14 protein-coding genes are annotated in these 18,670 nt (G+C 64.0%); 11 read left to right on the plus strand and 3 right to left on the minus strand.

Going from position 1 to position 18,670, the window contains the following annotated elements; all coding sequences use genetic code 11:
- The first annotated feature begins 187 nt into the window (after nucleotides 1-187).
- Both B0G75_RS30905 and B0G75_RS30910 read left to right on the plus strand, forming a co-directional pair.
- Nucleotides 188-712, plus strand: coding sequence for a GNAT family N-acetyltransferase (locus tag B0G75_RS30905; RefSeq protein WP_106313823.1), 525 nt, complete (start codon nucleotides 188-190; stop codon nucleotides 710-712).
- Between the two features lie 299 nt (nucleotides 713-1,011).
- Nucleotides 1,012-2,130, plus strand: coding sequence for a hypothetical protein (locus B0G75_RS30910; protein ID WP_106313824.1), 1,119 nt, complete (start codon nucleotides 1,012-1,014; stop codon nucleotides 2,128-2,130).
- Nucleotides 2,131-2,263: 133 nt separating this feature from the next.
- Here B0G75_RS30910 and B0G75_RS30915 read toward each other — a convergent pair whose 3' ends face one another.
- From B0G75_RS30915 to B0G75_RS30925, 3 genes are all read right to left on the minus strand, one after another.
- Nucleotides 2,264-2,941 (minus strand): DUF2968 domain-containing protein, encoded by a 678-nt coding sequence (locus B0G75_RS30915; protein WP_374956935.1) that lies wholly within the window; start codon nucleotides 2,939-2,941, stop codon nucleotides 2,264-2,266.
- Nucleotides 2,942-3,465: 524 nt separating this feature from the next.
- A complete protein-coding gene (locus B0G75_RS30920; protein ID WP_106313825.1) occupies nucleotides 3,466-4,965 on the minus strand; it encodes a gamma-glutamyl-gamma-aminobutyrate hydrolase family protein in 1,500 nt (499 codons plus the stop codon).
- A 151-nt stretch (nucleotides 4,966-5,116) separates the two neighbouring features.
- Complete coding sequence (locus B0G75_RS30925; protein WP_106313826.1) at nucleotides 5,117-6,874, minus strand: cation:proton antiporter; 1,758 nt, start codon at nucleotides 6,872-6,874, stop codon at nucleotides 5,117-5,119.
- A gap of 206 nt (nucleotides 6,875-7,080) precedes the next feature.
- Here B0G75_RS30925 and B0G75_RS30930 point away from each other — a divergent pair, with 206 nt between their 5' ends.
- The 9 genes from B0G75_RS30930 to B0G75_RS30970 all read left to right on the plus strand — a co-directional run bounded on the left by B0G75_RS30930 (nucleotide 7,081) and on the right by B0G75_RS30970 (nucleotide 18,634).
- Nucleotides 7,081-7,770 carry a DUF2848 domain-containing protein gene (locus tag B0G75_RS30930; protein ID WP_106313827.1) on the plus strand — a complete coding sequence of 230 codons (690 nt, stop codon included), beginning with the start codon at nucleotides 7,081-7,083 and terminating at the stop codon, nucleotides 7,768-7,770.
- 7 nt (nucleotides 7,771-7,777) lie between these two features.
- Nucleotides 7,778-9,127 carry an MFS transporter gene (locus B0G75_RS30935; protein WP_106313828.1) on the plus strand — a complete coding sequence of 450 codons (1,350 nt, stop codon included), beginning with the start codon at nucleotides 7,778-7,780 and terminating at the stop codon, nucleotides 9,125-9,127.
- Nucleotides 9,128-9,273: 146 nt separating this feature from the next.
- Entirely contained in the window at nucleotides 9,274-9,954 is a 681-nt protein-coding gene (locus B0G75_RS30940) for a GntR family transcriptional regulator (RefSeq protein WP_106313829.1), read from the plus strand.
- 88 nt (nucleotides 9,955-10,042) lie between these two features.
- Entirely contained in the window at nucleotides 10,043-11,419 is a 1,377-nt protein-coding gene (locus tag B0G75_RS30945) for an amidase (protein WP_106313830.1), read from the plus strand.
- Nucleotides 11,420-11,542: 123 nt separating this feature from the next.
- Nucleotides 11,543-12,052 carry a disulfide bond formation protein B gene (locus B0G75_RS30950; protein ID WP_106313831.1) on the plus strand — a complete coding sequence of 170 codons (510 nt, stop codon included), beginning with the start codon at nucleotides 11,543-11,545 and terminating at the stop codon, nucleotides 12,050-12,052.
- Nucleotides 12,053-12,433: 381 nt separating this feature from the next.
- A complete protein-coding gene (gene xdhA, locus B0G75_RS30955) occupies nucleotides 12,434-13,981 on the plus strand; it encodes a xanthine dehydrogenase small subunit (RefSeq protein ID WP_181309389.1) in 1,548 nt (515 codons plus the stop codon).
- Nucleotides 13,981-16,386: a xanthine dehydrogenase molybdopterin binding subunit gene (gene xdhB / locus B0G75_RS30960; protein WP_106313833.1), complete on the plus strand. Its 2,406-nt coding sequence runs from the start codon at nucleotides 13,981-13,983 to the stop codon at nucleotides 16,384-16,386. The genes xdhA and xdhB overlap by 1 nt, the downstream gene beginning before the upstream one ends.
- Before the next feature lie 96 nt (nucleotides 16,387-16,482).
- The gene (xdhC, locus tag B0G75_RS30965; RefSeq protein ID WP_106313834.1) at nucleotides 16,483-17,499 is read left to right on the plus strand and encodes a xanthine dehydrogenase accessory protein XdhC; all 1,017 of its coding nucleotides are present in this window, start codon (nucleotides 16,483-16,485) and stop codon (nucleotides 17,497-17,499) included.
- A gap of 82 nt (nucleotides 17,500-17,581) precedes the next feature.
- Entirely contained in the window at nucleotides 17,582-18,634 is a 1,053-nt protein-coding gene (locus tag B0G75_RS30970) for an adenosine deaminase (RefSeq protein WP_106313835.1), read from the plus strand.
- Nucleotides 18,635-18,670 lie beyond the last annotated feature (36 nt).

Consider the following 18,670-nt stretch of genomic DNA (forward strand, 5'->3'; position numbering starts at 1 on the left):
GGCGCGGCATTTTGATGCTGAACGCATTCTCGCGGTATCAGGGTAAACGTTGGGACTCATGCGGTGGCCGCTCCACGTAATGTTACCGGTGAAGTCGCTGTTGCGAAATGCATACAGTTTCCTTACATAGAATGACCGGCCGTCGCGATAACATTTGCAGTCAGGCATTCCGTTGATCACTACCCCGATGCGAACCACCCCCGCTCTTTCGCTGCGCCCCGCGACTCTCGCGGACGCCGCGCTCATTGCTTCGATCCACAGCACCAGTTGGCAGGCCACCTATCGCAGCCTGTTGCCCGACGCATTTCTCGACGGCGAAGTCACGCGCGAACGCGCAGCCTATTGGGAAGCACGCCTGAGCGCGCCCGGCGGGGAACGCCGCATCGTACTGATCGCCGAACTCGCGGGCGAGCCGACGGGTTTCGTCTGCGTCGAACGTCAGCCGGAGTCCGCGTGGGGCGTGCTGCTCGATAACCTGCACACGCTGCCGGCCTATCAGGGTATCGGCGTCGGCAAACTGCTCATGCAGGCCGCCAAAGACTGGGCTCGCGCGCAGGGCGAAGTGCAACTTTATTTGTATGTGCTCGAAGGGAATGCACCGGCGATCGGCTTCTATGAGCGGCAAGGTTGGCGGTTCGTCGGCGCCGAACCGGATCATATGGGCGGCGTGGATATTACAGCGTTGCGCTACGTCTACAGGCTCGATCGATAGGACAAGCGTCGCTTGTCTGATCGTCGTCCAGGGTTGACCGATCCTGGACGGATCGACATATCTTTTCGGAACCGTCCGATCCCGAGGTCCGCTGCTTCCCGGCATCATCCTCCGCACCCTGCTGGCTTCACAGTGACCCGCCCATGCGCCCGTGTGCTTGTCCAGAGCACAACGCGGGTGTTCGGCGGCGACGTACGGCGTGCATGTCTGCGTTTCACGCGCATGCACCGAGGCCTGAGACCCCGCAGATCCCGGGTCCGCCGAACGGCGGCCCCTTTAAGAGGCGCTGGAAACGACCGATGTCCACCATTCCTTTCACCCCGATCCAGGGCTACCTTGCCATGCCGCGCCTGCGTCCGCTGGGTCATGTGCCGGCGTCCTTCGGCCGGGACTGGGCACTGCTCCCGCCGGGTCACAGTTTGCGGGCGGAACTCAAGGCACTCTACGCGGCCATGCTGCGCACGTTCTGCATGAGCGATCAGGCCATTCGTTCGCTTTGCCGATGGTCGCCACCGGAAGAACGGCGCGCGACTGCGGCCCCGGCTCCGCTGTTTGAAAAGCCATTCGACGCGGCCGCGCAAATCGCAGCGGCTGCTGCGGCCGTACCGCCGATTCTGCCGCATGCTCACGCAACGGGGGTACGCGGGTCCGGCCATCATTGGAGTGCGTTGGCAGGCGGCGCCTGCGTACTCGGCGGCACTGCGATGCTTGGGTGGATCGGGTTCGATCATCTGATGCATCGTGACACCGCCACTCATATGGACTTCGCGGGCAAGGTCTCGCACGAACGCGATTCGCGGTCAGCGAAGGCTCTGCCACCGGTCGCAATCACCGCTCGCGCGATGGATAACGCAGCGGCAAGCATGTCTGCGGCAGTCGCGGTGTCAACGCCCACGTTCTCGACTGCGGCGCCTGAGTTCGCGCCTGCGTCCCGTCCCGCGACGGCGTCGGTGCCGGTGCCGGTGCCTGCTTCGGATTCAGCGTCCACATTGCGCTTCGCTTCGGCGCATGTCGTCGCCGATAAAACCGTCTCACATCGCCGTCAGCCCGTCCGCGAGCGAAGCCGCAAGCAAGTCGAACAAATTCACCCGCGCGGGGCGCGTTTAGCCGTCGCAAACCAATCGCCGCACGCAATGACTAGTGGCGGTGAGGTGACACGCGGCGCAACCCCAACGGTCGCAGTAAATGCGTCGCCAAAGCTGTCGGCTGCCGGAGCCTATTCGCCGGTCGCTCCGGCTCGACTCGGCGTCGACGAATACGCAGGCGTATCCATGTCCGCTGCGACACACGTCCGCGATATTGCGCCAACGCCGCGCACCGGCTCGTCAAACAATTCGTCCAGCACCAGCGGGACCGAATGGATGAACCATCTTTCACAACGACGCGTGACCGACGTTCCCGATCAATTTGCGAAGTAAGCACGACGCGACCACATAGACGTGGCGTAGTACAAAAAAGCGCGGCCGTTCACACACGAATGGCCGCGCTTTTTACGTTCGTACATTCACTTCTGAACCGGCAATCCCATTTCAGTTTGCCGCTGCAGTTGCATCACTTCGCCCTGCACCTGGCGCAACTGCGCTTGCGCTCTTTCCTTCTCAGCATGCAGCGCGACCGCTTCGCCTTGGGTTTGACGCTGATAGTCGTTGACCTTGGCCTCTTGTGTGCGAGCCACGTTAGATCGGCTTGCAGGCGTTTCGCGCGATCTTCGGACATTGCAATCACGTCTTCGATATACGCCTTCTGCGCCTGCAACTGCGTGCGGCGAATCTCGACATCCGCGAGTTGCGCTGTCTGCTGGGCAAAGCCCGCATAGATCGCTTCTGCGCGCGCCATGTCCTCGGACTTGATCACACGCCAGAAATGCTTGTCCTGAAATAACGCGATGTAGTACGTCATTTCCCGCGGATGGAAAAACAGACTGGCGCCGTAACTGCCGTTATACGTGGTGCGCAGTTCGCTAAGCTTCGCGTCGTGAATCATCTGCATGAGTTCGGCGACATTGCCTTGCGCATCGCCGGCCGTGGGCGACGTGGCAGACGTGACAGATGCAGCGTTACTCAGCGGGTCGGCGACGGGCTGCAGCGTCAGGGTATTGATGGCCGGCCTTGTGCCAACCAGCGGCGCGGCCTCGTCGCCTTCCGCGGCCAGCACGAGCCCACCCTGCTGCAATAGCGCACACGAGGCCGCGAGCAGCATGGCGCGCCGTATTAATAAGGGATACTTCATACGCGCATGCTCCATGCGAATCCAAAACAGCCGCAGATTATCGCGCGGATTCGCCTTTAAGCGAAGCATTCCAATGTCACGCCGACAGACTTTAAATCGAGATAAACAGTTGACGAGTGATTTAACCAAGTCGGCGCGTCATCGCGAAATAAACGAGTTCGGATGAGACGAAAACGCGACGTTCCGCCTCGTGCGGATGACTTTGAATTTACGCGAGGGTTATGCGAACTCAGCCGTAAGCGGATTCGCAATATGGAGATAGAGCGCCGGGCAGTGAGATACGCGTTGTTCGGTCAAGAAAAAACTCGCATTCCTGATTATCCATCTCGATAACGAGATGTCTCCGACTTCAAAAACGAGTGCTGCCGCATGCATCGGCAAGCCGATGCGAAAGTCGAGCGAGAAACGAATCGAAACAACGGCAAGAGAAAAACGCAAGAGGCGCACCGTTGCAAACCGCAGGGGTGCGCCTCCAACAAACTGCCAGCCCGGCCATCCAATCCCGCCTCGCCAGCCAGCGCGTCTTAAAACCGCGTCTCGCGCGCCACACGCAGGAACGTATCGAGCAACGGCGTGCAGTCGAGCAACTCCGGCCCGCCCGCGCGATGAAACTCCGGATGCCATTGCACGCCCATCACGAACGGCGCGCGCCGGTAGCGCACGGCTTCGATGATGCCGTCCGACGCCGACACCGCTTCGATATTGAGATCGCGGCCGAGCGTCTTGACCGCCTGGTGGTGAATCGAGTTGACGATCGCATCGCGCCGGCCGGGGAACATGTTGGCGAGCGTCGAACCGTCCGGGAAATGAATGCCGTGCCGATGCTGATCGTAGTTCTCGTTGACGTGCGTAGCCGCGGTCGGCACATCGGTGGCGATGTCCTGATACAAGGTCCCGCCGAACGCCACGTTGATCAGTTGACAGCCGCGGCACACGCCGAGCACCGGCTTGCCCGACTCGACAAACTCATGCAGCAGTTCGAGTTCGTACATGTCGCGCACGCGGTCGCCCGGCCATTCGTGACTGGTAGCCTGTTCCGCGTAGGACTGCGGCGAGACGTCGGCACCGCCTTGCAGCAGCAGGCCGTCGAGATGCTTCGCGTAGTCGCGCAAGCGGATATTGCTCGGATGCAGCATGCCCTGATGACCGACCGTCGGAATCATGAACACCAGCACGTCGCGCGACATCACCCAGTGCGCGATCGATTCCTCGAGGTACTGCAAGGTCTTGCCGCGCAGTCCCTTCGCGCCCGGCTCGGGATGGAAGATACGCGCCGACACGCCGATGCGCAGCGTGCGTTGCGTGATCCGCTGGCCCGCGCGATCGAAAATCTGGCGCGCGCGCGCCGCGACAATGCGGCCGAACACGGTCCACGCCGAATCGTTGTGCTTCAGATAGCGCGGCGGCGACGGCGGCAAGGCGTTGGGCGGCGGCGGGTTCGAGGCCGTGAAGTCAGGCGCCGCGCCGAACCCAGGCGGCGGCGAGCCTGCCCGGCGTTCGGTGGAAGCCGGGATCTCTTCGTTCACTGTCACGTCTTCGACGGAGCTGACCAGTTCGCCGTCCACGGGTTCGCTGCCGCCGACAGTCGCCGACGGCCTCATTGCATGGACGCCGGCGCGGCGCGCATCCCGCTCATGAACCTCCGCTTCCTGTTTCGCGGTGGATGCGGCAGCTGAGCTGCGTGCTTCGGCGGCATCGCGTTGCCGCGCCTTTTGCGGATCGGTGGGCGTGACCGCCGACGCGCTGTCGGGATCGTCCGTCGACGATCGCACGGCGGCTTCTTCGGCAGCCGGCGTCGCGGTGGACGCAGCGGACGTCGAGGTGGAAGAAACATCCGGCGGCGTCACGTCCTTGATCGGCGACTGGATGGCATCTTCGTGCGAGAGGGGTAGCGAGGCCGCCGGATCGGGCGGCACGGAGCCGGCTATCGACGCGCCGGGCGTAGTGCCGGACGGCGCGGGCGACGCCGAAGGCGGCGTGGGGTTGCCGGGCTTGCCGGCATTTTCAGGTTTGTTTTCGCTCATGACAGTCAGACAGGCGCCTTCCACGCGAACGAATGAATATGCCCTGATTATCCGCTAGCGAGCCAAGCGCCGCAAACCCGCACACAATTGCTCACATTGTTGCGGACGCCGCGCGGAACTCGATTTGGCGTTATCGCGCGGCAAGTCCGACTCAAGGATCCGGCTGCTCTTCGAAAGTCTCACGCAAGGCGATCTGCATGGCCGCGTGGATTTTCACGCACCAGCGCCAAACCAGCGCCAGCAGCAACGCGGCGCAAACCAGCACCGCGGCGAGCAGACCGGTCGGCGGCAGAATGCCGCCGGAAAGCGCCGCGACCAGCAGAAACACGCCGACCATCGAGACCACCGGAACCAGATCGGAAATCGCATAACGGATCGCGCTCGTGAAGCGCCCGGCCGTCGCCGGTTGCACGCTGACTTCGGCGAGCAGCAAGGCAAGCGACTTGAGCTTGCGATACACGGCGACGAGAAACGGCAGCGACACGACCAGCGCGGCGCTCCATAACACCACGCGCTGCATCGGCTCGGAACTCAACCAATGCGCGAGCCACGCGCTGGTATAACGCGCGCTATACGACACGATCAGAAAAATCGCGGCGACCAGCGCCAGATTGACGGCAATCTGCAGAATGATCCGCCGCGTCATGCTGAACAGCGTCGGTTCACCGCTTCCCGTGCTCAAGCTGCGCAACCATTGCCCGTACATGCCGAATACGTTCGCGAGCGTGCGCGGCATGGCGTGACCGAGGCGCTGCGTCAGCGGGTCGGCCGCGCGAATCAGATACGGCGTGAACAGCGTGGTCAAGGCGGACACCGCCACCGCGATCGGATACAGAAACGCGCTCGTCACCTTCAGCGTCAAGCCGAGCGACGCGATGATGAACGAGAACTCGCCGATCTGCGAAACGGTCATGCCGACGCGCATCGCCGTGCGCCCGTCCTTGCCGGCGAGGAAGGTGCCGAGCCCGCACGACACGATCTTGCCGACGATCACCGCCACCGTGATCACCGCGATCGGCCACGCGTAGTCGACCAGCACGGCCGGGTTCAGCATCAAACCGATCGTCACGAAGAAGATCGCGGAAAACGCGTCGCGCAGCGGCGCGATCAGATGCTCGATCCGATGCAGATGGCGCGATTCGGCCATGATCGCGCCGATCAGAAACGCGCCGAGCGCGATGCTGTAGTCGAGCTTCACGACCAGCAGACAGAAACCGAAGCAGAAGCCGAGCACGGAGACGAGCAGCATCTCGTTGCTCTTCGCCCGCGCCACGTAGTTCAGGGCCCGCGGCACGACCAGAATGCCGACCACCAGCGACACCGTCATGAACAGCAGCAGCTTGCCGAGCGTGACCATGGCGACGCCCGCGCTCAACTGCCCCGTCTGCGCGATGCCCGACAGCAGCACCAGCATCGCGATGGCGAGAATGTCTTCGACGATCAGAATGCCGAACACCAGTTGCGCGAAGCTCTCGCGCTTCAGGCCCAGCTCGGAGAGCGCCTTGACGATGATGGTGGTCGACGAGATTGCGAGGATCGCGCCGAGAAACAGCGAATCCATCGAACTCCAGCCGAACGCGCTGCCGATCTCGTAACCGATCCACAGCATCAGCACGATCTCCGAGAGCGCCGCGACGATCGCCGTCGCGCCGACCTTGAAGAGTTTGCGCAGACTGAATTCGAGGCCGAGCGAAAACATCAGGAATACCACGCCGAGTTCGCCGAGCGTCTGGATGGTCTGCTCGTCGTGGATCAACTGGAACGGCGGCGTGTACGGCCCAATGATCACGCCGGCCGCGATGTAGCCGAGCACCACCGGCTGTTTCAGGCGATGGAACAGCACGGTGACGACGCCGGCGAGCGCCATCACGACCGCCAGGTCCTGAATGAAGCCGATGCCATGGTGCATGAATACGTCCCTTACAAAAAGTAATATTGGAAACGCAGTTTAGCAAACGAACGCGACAGCCCGCCCCGCCTCGACGTTCGAAGGACATGGCACTGCCGTCAAGCCGCGCCTCTCAGGCGCGCCGCCCGTAAGAATGTTTTTGACACGCTGGACTGCCGTGAAATATCACAATAATATTTGCGGCATATTTTATTTGGAGTCGAGCAATGCAGCAGGTGTCCTTCAGCGTTGTAGACCGTTCCGGCGGCAACCGCGCCGAGATCGCCGAGGTGAATCGCCTGACGATTGCCGGCTGGGCCGGCCGCGATCAGGCCGCGATCGAGCATCACATCGCCGAACTGGCCGAACTCGGCGTAAAACGGCCGTCCACCACGCCGCTGTTCTACCGCCTCGGCGCGGAACTGCTGACGCAGGCCGAGCAGATCGACGTGGTCGGCGTGAAATCGAGCGGTGAAGCCGAATGCGTGCTGGTTCAGACAAAGACGGGCTTGCTCGTCACCGTCGGTTCGGATCACACCGACCGCGAAGTCGAGGCCTACGGCGTGACTGTCTCCAAACAGGTCTGCCCGAAACCCTTGGCCCGCGACGCCTGGCGTTTCGACGATGTGGCCGGCCACTGGGACCAACTCGAACTACGCGCCTTCGCAGTCGCCAACAACGGCGAGCGGCGCGTCTATCAGCAAGGCAGCGTGGCATCGCTGTTGCCGGCCGCCGATCTGCTGACGCGCGCGCCACTCGCGCAAGGCGCGGCGATGTTCTGCGGCACGCTGGCGGTACAGGGCGGCATCGTCGGCATGGCCGACGGCGACGCGCTCGAACTCGAATTGCACGATCCCATCCTGAACCGCACGCTGCGCCACGCCTATCGCGTGCGCGCGCTACCTATCGTCGAATGAGGCATCCATGAACTCCCCTTCGCTATCCGCCGCCGACGCGTCTTCCGACGCATGGCTCGAAGCCGCCGCCCTGCGCAAGATCACCTGGCGCATCATGCCGTTCCTGTTTCTCGTCTATGTGCTGTCGTATCTCGACCGCGTCAACATCGGTTACGCGAAGCTGCAGTTCACCGGCGACCTCGGCCTGTCGAACGCGGCGTACGGACTCGGCGCGGGGATCTTTTTCTTCGGCTACTTCGTGTTCGAAGTGCCGAGCAATTTGCTGTTGAAGAAGTTCGGCGCGCGCGCCACGATCGCCCGCATCACGATGCTGTGGGGCCTGCTGTCGTGTCTGATGATGTTCGTACGCACGGAAACGATGTTCTACGTGCTGCGCTTTTTCCTCGGGGTCGCCGAAGCCGGCTTGGTGCCGGGCGTGGTGCTCTATCTGACCTTCTGGTTTCCGTCGGACCGGCGCGCGCGCATGGTCGCCGTGTTCATGGCGGCGATTCCGGTGGCCGGCATTATCGGCGCGCCGTTGTCGGGCTTTTTGATGTCGGCGTTGCATGAAGCGCACGGCTTGCGCGGCTGGCAGTGGATGTTCCTGATCGAAGGCATTCCGTCGATTCTCGCCGGCTTCTGGGCGCTCGCCGTACTGCGCAACACACCCGCCGAAGCCGCCTGGCTCACCGACGACGAAAAGCGCGTGATCCTCGGCCGTCTCGCACGAGAAAACAGCGCGGCTGCGGCAGCCGGCGCTGAACATAGCCTGGCCGTGGCATTGCGCTCGGGCCGCTTCTGGCTGCTCACGCTGATCTATTTCTGCCTCGTCACCGGTAATGCGGGTTTCTCGTTCTGGTTGCCGCAAATCGTCAAGGATCTCGGCGTGACGAACCTCGTCACCAATGGCTTCGTCACCGCGATTCCGTATCTGGCGGCGGGCATCGGCATGATCCTGATCGGGCGTTCGTCGGATATCACTGGCGAGCGGCGCTGGCACTATGCCGTGTGCTGCTTCATCGGCGCAGCGGGCCTGCTTGGCAGCGCCTCGGTGACCAACTCGATTCCGCTCGCCGTCACCGGTTTGTCGATCGCGTATATCGGCATCCTCGCGGGCTTCGGCATCTTCTGGTCGATGTCGACGACCTTCCTGCAAGGCACGGCCGCCGTCGCCGGAATCGCCGTGATCAACTCGATCGCGAACCTCGCCGGCTATGTGAGCCCGTATGTGCTCGGCATCGTCAAGGACGCGACGCATAGCGTGACGTTCGGGCTCGTGCTGATCGCGGGAGCGTTGATCGTCGGCGGGCTGGTTACGCTGATGATGCCGCGCGTCAAGGTGCAACATGCGGCGGCGGTCGCGCCGAGCCGCGCCTGACGGACGGCGACAGTGACGCAACGCGCCGCACGGCGCGCGCGCCAGGGCCGACGCGGGTCGATCGCCCGCTGCCTGCCCGAGCCGCGCCGCTGTGTGCGCAAAACCTTGCTCTACAATGCGGACGACATCGTCCGCTGCCACTTCACATGACGCTTTTGCAGACCGCCCGCCCTTCCCCGCCTGCCCGTGCGACCGCCGCCGCGAGTCTCGCCGAGCAGGCGTATGCGTTCGTCAAGCGCGAGATCATCACCATGCGCCTGCGGCCGAGCGAGGTGCTCAACGAAGCGGAACTGATGGCGCTGACCGGCATCGGCAGGACGCCGGTTCATCAGGCGCTGCATCGGCTGGTGCACGAAGGCATGCTGACCATCATGCCGCGCAAGGGCATCATGGTCCGCCCGGTTTCGCTCGACGACGTGCTGGCGATCATCGACGTGCGTCTCGTCAACGAAAGCTACTGCGTCGAGCTGGCCGCACGCCACGCGCAGCAGCACGACTACGACGCGATGCAGGCGCTGCTGGACCGCTCGGCCGTGTGCGTCGCCGCGCACGATATCGAAGGCATGATGGATATCGACCGCGAATTTCATCTGGCGATCTCGGCCGCGTCGCGCAACCCGGTGCTGGCCGACATTCTGCGCGGGCTGCACGAGCGCTCGCTGCGCTTCTGGTTCATTTCGCTGTCCGAGCCGCATCATCTGGAAGACGTGCACGAGGAACATCTCGAACTGTTCAGCCTGCTGCGCGAACGCGACGCCGAAGGCGCGCGCCAATCCGTGCAAAAACATATCGAAGCGTTCCGCGCCACACTCTTCAATCGCATCTGATCGACCGCATTCCAGCCTGCACATCCACGCTCACGCATTTAGCTCACTGACCGGCTTCGCCGGGTTCAACCGGACTTTTACCGACATCATGGCCACTGAACTCACGCCCTTTCCGCCGCTAGCCCAACTTGCCGCCGACCTCGCTGCCGGACGCACCACGAGCCGCGCGCTCGTCGAGACCGCGCTCGAACGGATCGCCGATCCGGCCGGCCAGGGCGCGGCCGTCTTCATGCACGTCGACGCCGACAGCGCCCGCAGCGCCGCCGACGCCCACGACCGTCTGCGCGCCGCCGGCACCGTGCTCTCGCCGCTCGCCGGGATTCCGGTGTCGGTGAAAGACCTGTTCGATATCGAAGGCCAGCCGACCCGCGCCGGTTCCGCAGTGCTTGCCGACGCCCCCGCCGCCAAGGCGGACGCCGTCGCGGTCGCGCGTTTGAAGCGCGCGGGCGCGGTGATCGTCGGCCGGACCAATATGAGCGAGTTCGCGTTTTCCGGACTGGGCCTGAACCCGCACTACGGCAATCCGCTGTCGCCGTACCAGCGCGGCGTGAAAGGCGACGAACGGATTTCCGGCGGCTCGTCGTCGGGCGCGGCGGCCTCCGTCGCGGACGGCATGGCGGCCATTGCGCTCGGCACCGACACCGGCGGCTCGATCCGCATCCCGGCGGCGCTGTGCGGCCTGACCGGCTTCAAACCGACCGCCGACCGCATTCCCAAACAGGGCGGCGTGCCGCTTTCGTCGACCCTCGATTCGTTCGGGCCGATCGGCGTTTCCGTGGCCTGCTGCGCGTTGGTCGACCGCATGCTGGCCGGGCTCGAGCCGCGTATTCCTGCCGCCCGTCCGCTGGAAGGCGTGCGCCTCGGCGTGCTGACCAATTTCGTCACGGACGGCGTCGAGCCGGCGGTCGCCGCGGCAATCGACACGGCGCTCAAGCATCTGGAAGCGGCCGGCGCGATCGTCAGCGAAGTGCGTTTCGCACCGCTCGACCGTTTGCCCGAGATCAACCGCTTCGGGTTCTCGCCGATCGAGGCGTATGCGTGGCATCGTCCGCTGCTGGAAAAGCATCGCGACCAATACGATCCGCGCGTGCTGGTGCGCATTCTGAAGGGCCAGCCGGCCAGCGCCGCCAATTATCTCGACCTGCTCGCCGAACGCGAGGCGATGTTGGCCGAAGCCGCCCGCACGCTGTGGCAACGTTTCGACGCGGTCGTGGCGCCCACGGTGCCGGTGGTGCCGCCGCGCGTCGCCGATCTGGTCGACGACGACGTCTTCGGCCGCACCAACGCGTTGATCCTGCGCAACCCGAGCGTGTTCAACTTCCTCGACAGCTGCGCGCTGTCGCTGCCGTGCCATCTGCGCGGCGATGCGCCGGTCGGCCTGATGCTGGCCGGCGCGCCGCACGCCGACGACGCCCTGCTGGCCATCGGCCGCGGCGCCGAAGCGGTGCTCAAGGCGATTCGCTGATCGAGGGACAACCAGGACGCCGATCGGGGAATACGTCGTAAAAGCAGGATAAGCGGCGGGGCGGGGGTTCGCGCTAGAATCGCGGGCACCCGCCCTTTCCGTTTCGAGACAGCCACACGATCCATGAATAACGACACTGCAATGCTGCGCCGAGAGCGCTCCCTGCTGGTTCTGCTTGGCCTGATCTGCGTCGCCCTTGTGGGTGGCGCGCTGTATCTGCAGTATTTCCTGCACGAAGACCCCTGCCCGTTGTGCATCATCCAACGGTATTTCTTCCTGCTGATCGCGATCTTCGCGTTCCTCGGCGCGCGTTTCAACAACTGGCGCGGCGTGCGTCTGCTCGAAGTGCTCGCGGCCTTGTCGGCGCTGGCCGGTATCGTCACGGCCGTGCGCCATGTGTATGTTCAGGCGAATCCGGGCTTTAGCTGTGGCTTCGACGCACTGCAGCCGTTGGTAGACAGCTTGCCGCCCGCGCATTGGCTGCCGGGCGTGTTCAAGGTCGCCGGCCTGTGCGAAACAGCCTATCCGCCGATTCTGGGTCTGACGCTGCCGCAATGGTCGCTGGCCGCATTCGTGGTCGCTTTCATCCCGCTGGTGCTGACGCTGGTTCGCAACCGTCGCCGGATTGCCTGACCGGGGTTCTGCCGCCCCGCGTTCGCCACGCTGAACAACGAACGCCGGATTTTGCGCCGCCGAGTGCGAGGACGCGAAATCCGGCGTTTTTCGTCCCGAAGCCGCGCCGCTTCTGGTCCGCCAGACCATCCATTTCTCCTGCAGCGCCCCGCCCCGCCTGGCTTTCTGCCTTCCGCCCCGACTCACGCAACTTCCCGCCTTGGTGCGAATCGTACCTATCTCATGACCGCTTCCGAATAAGCTTCATGCGACATGGGAAATCTTTTTGGGACAAGGTAATGCTATCTTCGGAACTGGATGGCGATCTACGTGCGCGAGGCCGGCTTTGGCGCGACCCCATGCGTAACGCGCGCCCGGTCCGCAGTGTCTTCTGGATTCGCCATGACAACGCAAACCATCCGCTTTTATCACCAGGGGGCCGTCCGTGAGGTCGCGGGCGTTCCTGCGTCGCGCACCGTGCTCCAGCACCTGCGCGAAGATCTGCACTGCACCGGCACGAAGGAAGGCTGCGCGGAGGGCGACTGCGGCGCCTGCACAGTCGTCGTCGGCGAGCTGGACGCGCAAGGCGGCCTCGCGCTGAAAGCGGTCAATGCCTGCATCCAGTTCCTGCCAACTCTAGATGGCAAGGCACTTTTCACCGTCGAGGATCTGCGCGCCGCCGACGGCGCCCTGCACCCCGTGCAACAAGCCATGGTCGACTGCCATGGTTCGCAATGCGGCTTCTGCACGCCCGGTTTCGTCATGTCGATGTGGGCGCTGTATGAAAATCAGCCGGCCGCCGCCGGCCTGCCCACCCGCGACGAAATCAACGCCGCCCTCTCCGGCAATCTGTGTCGCTGCACCGGCTACCGGCCGATCGTCGACGCGTCGCAGAAGATGTTCGACTATCCGCAATACCCGCGCGTAACGCTTGACCGCAAGGCCGTCGCGGATCAGTTGCGCGAACTGCAACGGCGCGACACCTTCGAATACCGCGCGCCCGACGCGCGCGGCGCCGCTTTCGGTTCACCCGCCTTTCATGCACCCGTCTCGCTCGACGCATTTGCCAAACTGCGCGCGGACCATCCGCATGCGCGATTGCTCGCCGGCAGCACCGATGTAGGCCTGTGGGTCACCAAGCAATTCCGCGATCTCGGCGACATTCTGTACATCGGCAACGTCGCCGAATTGAAGACGATCGAGCGGGATGCGCAGACGCTGACAATCGGCGCCGCCGTCACGCTCGAAGATGCCTATGCGGCACTCGCCATCGACTACCCCGAACTCGCCGAACTGTGGACGCGTTTCGCGTCGCTGCCGATCCGCAACGCCGGCACGCTCGGCGGCAACGTCGCGAACGGCTCGCCGATCGGCGATTCGATGCCGGCGCTGCTCGCGCTCGACGCCGAAGTCGTGCTGCGCCACGGTCCGAAAACACGCACGCTGCCGCTCGACGCGTTCTACCTCGGCTACCAGAAGACCGCGCTCGTGGCCGGCGAATTCGTCGCGGCGCTGCGCGTGCCGCGGCCGGCAGGCAACCTGCGTTTTCGCACCTACAAAGTGTCGAAGCGTTACGACCAGGACATCTCCGCCGTGTGCGCGGCGTTCGCGCTCCACCTCGACGAACACGGGGTCATCGAGCAAGCGCGTATCGCGTTCGGCGGCATGGCGGCCACACCGAAGCGGGCCGCGCAAACCGAAGCCGTCCTGAATGGCGCAAGCTGGGACGAAGGCACCGCGCGGCAAGCCATGAATGCGCTCGTCGCCGATTACCAGCCGCTCACCGACATGCGCGCGTCGAGCACGTATCGATTGAAGGTGGCGCGCAATCTGCTGTGGCGCTTTCACCTTGAAACGCGCGATGACGCGCCGCTGGCCCTCTTCGACGTGAATGCGTTCGCGTTCGAAGCCGGCACGCCGGACGCCGCCGTTGCGAAGGAGCCGTCGTGATGAACCGGACCGATGCTTTCGTCGAACACGCTGGCAGGCACGTCGCTCACGAGAGCGGCGCGGCGATCGGCGTCTCGCTGCCGCATGAATCGGCTGCGCTGCACGTAAGCGGCGAAGCCACCTACACGGACGACGTGCCCGAGTTGCAAGGCACGCTGCATGCGGCGCTCGGCCTGTCGCGCCATGCCCACGCGCGGATTGTGTCGATGGATCTGGACGCGGTCAGGAAAGCGCCGGGCGTAATCGCCGTGCTGACCGCCGAAGACATCCCAGGTGAAAACAATTGCGGTCCGGTATTGCACGACGATCCGATTCTCGCGGTAAATGAGGTGCTCTATCTCGGCCAGCCGGTGTTCGCCGTGATCGCCGAAAGCCATGAGCTCGCACGCCGTGCAGCCGCGCTGGCGAAAAGCGACGACGTGATCCGCTACGAACCGCTCGAAGCCATTCTCACACCCGCCGATGCGAAAGCCGCGAAGCAGTTCGTACTGCCGCCGCTGCATCTGAAACGCGGCGAGCCGGATGCAAAGATTGCCGCAGCGCCCAACCGGATCAGCGGCACGTTCGAAGTCGGCGGCCAGGAACAGTTCTATCTGGAAGGCCAGATCGCCTACGCCGTACCGAAGGAAATGGACGGCATGCTCGTCTACAGTTCGACGCAGCACCCGAGTGAAATGCAGCAGGTGGTCGCGCATATGCTCGACTGGCCGCAGCACAATGTATTGTGCGAATGCCGGCGCATGGGCGGCGGCTTCGGCGGCAAGGAATCGCAATCGGCAGTGTTCGCCTGCGTGGCTGCGCTGGCGGCGCAACGGCTGCGCCGTCCGGTCAAACTGCGCGCCGACCGCGACGACGATTTCATGATCACCGGCAAGCGCCACGACGCGGTCTACGTGTACGAAGCAGGCTTCGACGACAGCGGGCGTATTCTCGGCGCGCGCGTCGAAATCGCGTTACGTGCAGGCTATTCCGCGGATTTGTCCGGTGCTGTCGCCACGCGTGCTGTCTGCCACTTCGACAACGCGTACTACCTCTCCGATGTCGACATCGTCGCGCTGTGCTGCAAGACCAACACGCAATCGAATACCGCGTTCCGTGGCTTCGGCGGTCCGCAAGGCGCGCTCGTGATGGAAGTGATGCTCGACAGCATCGCGCGTCAGTTGAACTGCGATCCGCTCGATGTGCGCCTCGCCAACTACTATGGCGTCGGCGAGCGCGACACCACGCCGTATGGACAGCGCGTCGAAGACAACATCATCGCGCCGCTGACCGACGAACTGCTCGCTACCAGCGACTATCGCGCGCGCCGCGCAGCGATCGCCGCATTCAATGCAAGCAGTCCGGTGCTCAAGCGCGGCCTCGCGTTTTCGCCGGTGAAGTTCGGCATCTCGTTCAATGTGCCGTTTCTGAATCAAGCGGGCGCGCTGGTGCACGTGTACAAAGACGGTTCCGTGCTCGTCAATCACGGCGGCACGGAAATGGGCCAGGGGCTCAATACCAAAGTCGCGCAAGTGGTCGCCAACGAGTTCGGCTTGCCGCTTTCGCGCGTGCGGGTCACGGCAACCGACACGTCCAAGATCGCGAACACGTCGGCAACGGCCGCGTCCACCGGCAGCGATCTGAACGGCAAAGCCGCCGAAGCGGCGGCAAAAACCATTCGCGCGCGGCTCGCTGAACTCGTCGCCAAACAACTCGGCGGCACTGCGAACGATGTGCAATTTGCCAACGGCGAGGTTTCGGTGAACGGCGGCGCGATGCCGTTCGAACAGCTGGTCGGCGCTGCGTATCTGGCGCGCGTGCAGTTGTGGTCGGACGGTTTCTACACCACGCCGAAAGTGCATTGGGATGCGAAAACGCTGACCGGTCACCCGTTTTATTACTTCGCGTATGGCGCGGCGGTATCCGAAGTCGTGATCGACACACTGACGGGCGAGTGGAAACTCGTGCGTGCGGACGTGCTGCACGACGCCGGGCAGTCGATCAACCCGGCCATCGACATCGGTCAGGTAGAAGGCGGCTTCATTCAGGGCATGGGCTGGCTCACCACCGAGGAACTCTGGTGGAACCGCGATGGCCGTCTGATGACGCACGCGCCATCCACCTACAAGATTCCCGCGGTCAGCGACACGCCCGCCGCGTTCCACGTGCAGCTCTATCAGAACCGCAATGCCGAGCCGACCGTGTTCCGCTCGAAGGCCGTCGGTGAGCCGCCGTTGCTGTTGCCGTTCTCGGTGTTCCTCGCGATTCGCGACGCGATCGCGGCCGCGGTGCCAAACGCGCAAGAGGCACCTCGATTGCGCGCACCGGCCACGCCCGAAGCGATTCTCGACGCACTGGACGCCTTGCAGCCGCAGCCCGCACCCCGACCGGCAACGGAACCCGCGACGACCGACACGACCGCGTGAAAAGATAACCCCACGGCCTAGCGCGACACGAACGCGCCAGGTCAAACTCAACCGGCCGCACGGACACCCCGCGCGGCCACGTATGGAGAACGCCGGATGCAAGCCTGGCTACCTGACCTGCAACAACTGCTCGCGCACGGCGATGCCGCCGTGCTGGTGACGGTCGCGCGCGTCGAAGGTTCGGCGCCCCGCGAAGCCGGCACCAAGATGATCGTCACGCGCGATTCGGCGAAACACACCATCGGCGGCGGACACCTGGAATGGAAAGCCATCGAGACCGCGCGTCAGGTTCTGCGCGACGGCATGCGCTCGCCGCATATGCGTCGTCTGGAGCGTTTCGCGCTCGGCCCAAGTCTCGGCCAATGCTGTGGCGGCGCGGTGATTCTCGCCTTCGAGCGGCTCGATGTGGGCGACCTCGGCTGGATCACGACGCTGGCGAAACGCGTGGCCGCGGGCCAGTCGACGGTGCGTAGCGTATCATTCGGCCCCGCACCGGATGCGGTGATGCTGTCCGACCCCGAGTCGGGCGTCGACGCCGCTGACTGCCTGCTGTGGGACGGCGCCGGTTTCGACGACAGCGGCGCGCTGCTCACGGAAACCGTCGCGCCAGGCGACTTCTCGGTCGTGCTGTTCGGCGCCGGTCACGTGGGCGCCGCACTGGTTCGCGTGCTGGCCACGCTGCCGTGCGCGGTTCGCTGGGTCGACGAGCGCGACGCGCAATTTCCGCCCGCGGAAACGCTGCATGCGCCGAACGTGAAGATCGATCCGAACGACGCCCCCGACGAAGCCATCGACCAGGCCGCGCCGAATACGTACTTCATCGTGATGACGCACAACCATGCGCTCGATCTCGAATTGGCCGAGCGCATTCTGCGGCGTGGCGACTTCGCGTTCTTCGGCATGATCGGCTCGCATAGCAAGCGCAAGCAGTTCGAACATCGGCTGGCCGCGCGCGGTCTCGATCCGTCGCTGATCGCGCGGATGAAGTGCCCGCTCGGCGTGGACGGTATCGTCGACAAGTCGCCGGAGATCATCGCGATCTCGGCGGCGGCGCAGGTGCTTCAGGCCGTCGAAGCGAACGCGAGCGTGCATCACGCCACGCAGACGGTGTGATGCGCGGCATGTCGTCGATACAACGCTGACGCATCCGGCGCGCGATGACTCCAAAAGCCATTCAACAAACTCCTGACCGACCATGACTACAACGACTGTTACCCCCACGCCGCTGGCCGAAAAAACCGCGCTGGCACCGAAGGCCGAATTGCATATTCATATTGAAGGCTCGCTCGAACCCGAACTGATCTTCGCGCTCGCCGAGCGCAACGGCGTGAAGCTCGCCTACGACTCGATCGAAGCCCTGCGCGCCGCGTACGCATTCACCGACCTGCAATCGTTCCTCGACATCTACTATGCGGGCGCGAGCGTGCTGCTGCACGAGCAGGATTTCTACGACATGACGATGGCGTATGTCGAGCGCTGCCTCGCCGACAACGTGATTCACAGCGAAATCTTCTTCGATCCGCAGACGCACACCGAGCGCGGCGTGCCGATCGCGACCGTCGTGGCCGGCATCGAACGCGCGCTCGCCGACGCCGAAAAGCGCGGCATGACGAGCAAGCTGATTCTGTGCTTCCTGCGTCATCTATCCGAAGAAGACGCGCTCGCCACGTTCGAAGAAGCGCGGCCTTTGTTCGAGCAGTACAAGCATCGCCTGATCGGCGTCGGTCTCGATTCGTCGGAACGCGGCCATCCGCCTTCGAAGTTCGAACGTGTATTCGCCAAGGCGCGCGCACTCGGTCTCAAACTCGTTGCGCATGCCGGCGAAGAAGGCCCACCGTCGTATATCTATGAAGCGCTCGATCTGCTGAAGGTGGACCGCGTCGATCACGGCGTGCGCAGCATCGAAGATCCCGCGCTCGTCACGCGTCTCGCGGATTCTCGCGTCGCGTTGACCGTGTGTCCGCTGTCGAACCTGAAGCTCTGCGTGTTCGACGACCTGACCAAGCACACGCTCAAGGACCTGCTCGATCGCGGTGTGGCCGTGACGGTGAATTCCGACGATCCGGCTTACTTCGGCGGCTACGTGAACGCCAACTATTTCGCCACCATCGACGCGCTGAAGCTCAACGATGCCGAGGTCTACACGATCATCCGCAACAGCTTCGAAGCGTCGTTCGTCACGCCCGAGCAACGCAGCGAACTGATCGCGAAGCTCGACGCGCACTGGCACCCAAGCGGTCCGCACTGACGGGCCGATATATCGCAGCCGGCGGCGGCACGGGTT

The sequence above is a fragment of the Paraburkholderia sp. BL18I3N2 genome (genome assembly GCF_003001875.1).
Taxonomy (GTDB): domain Bacteria; phylum Pseudomonadota; class Gammaproteobacteria; order Burkholderiales; family Burkholderiaceae; genus Paraburkholderia; species Paraburkholderia phytofirmans.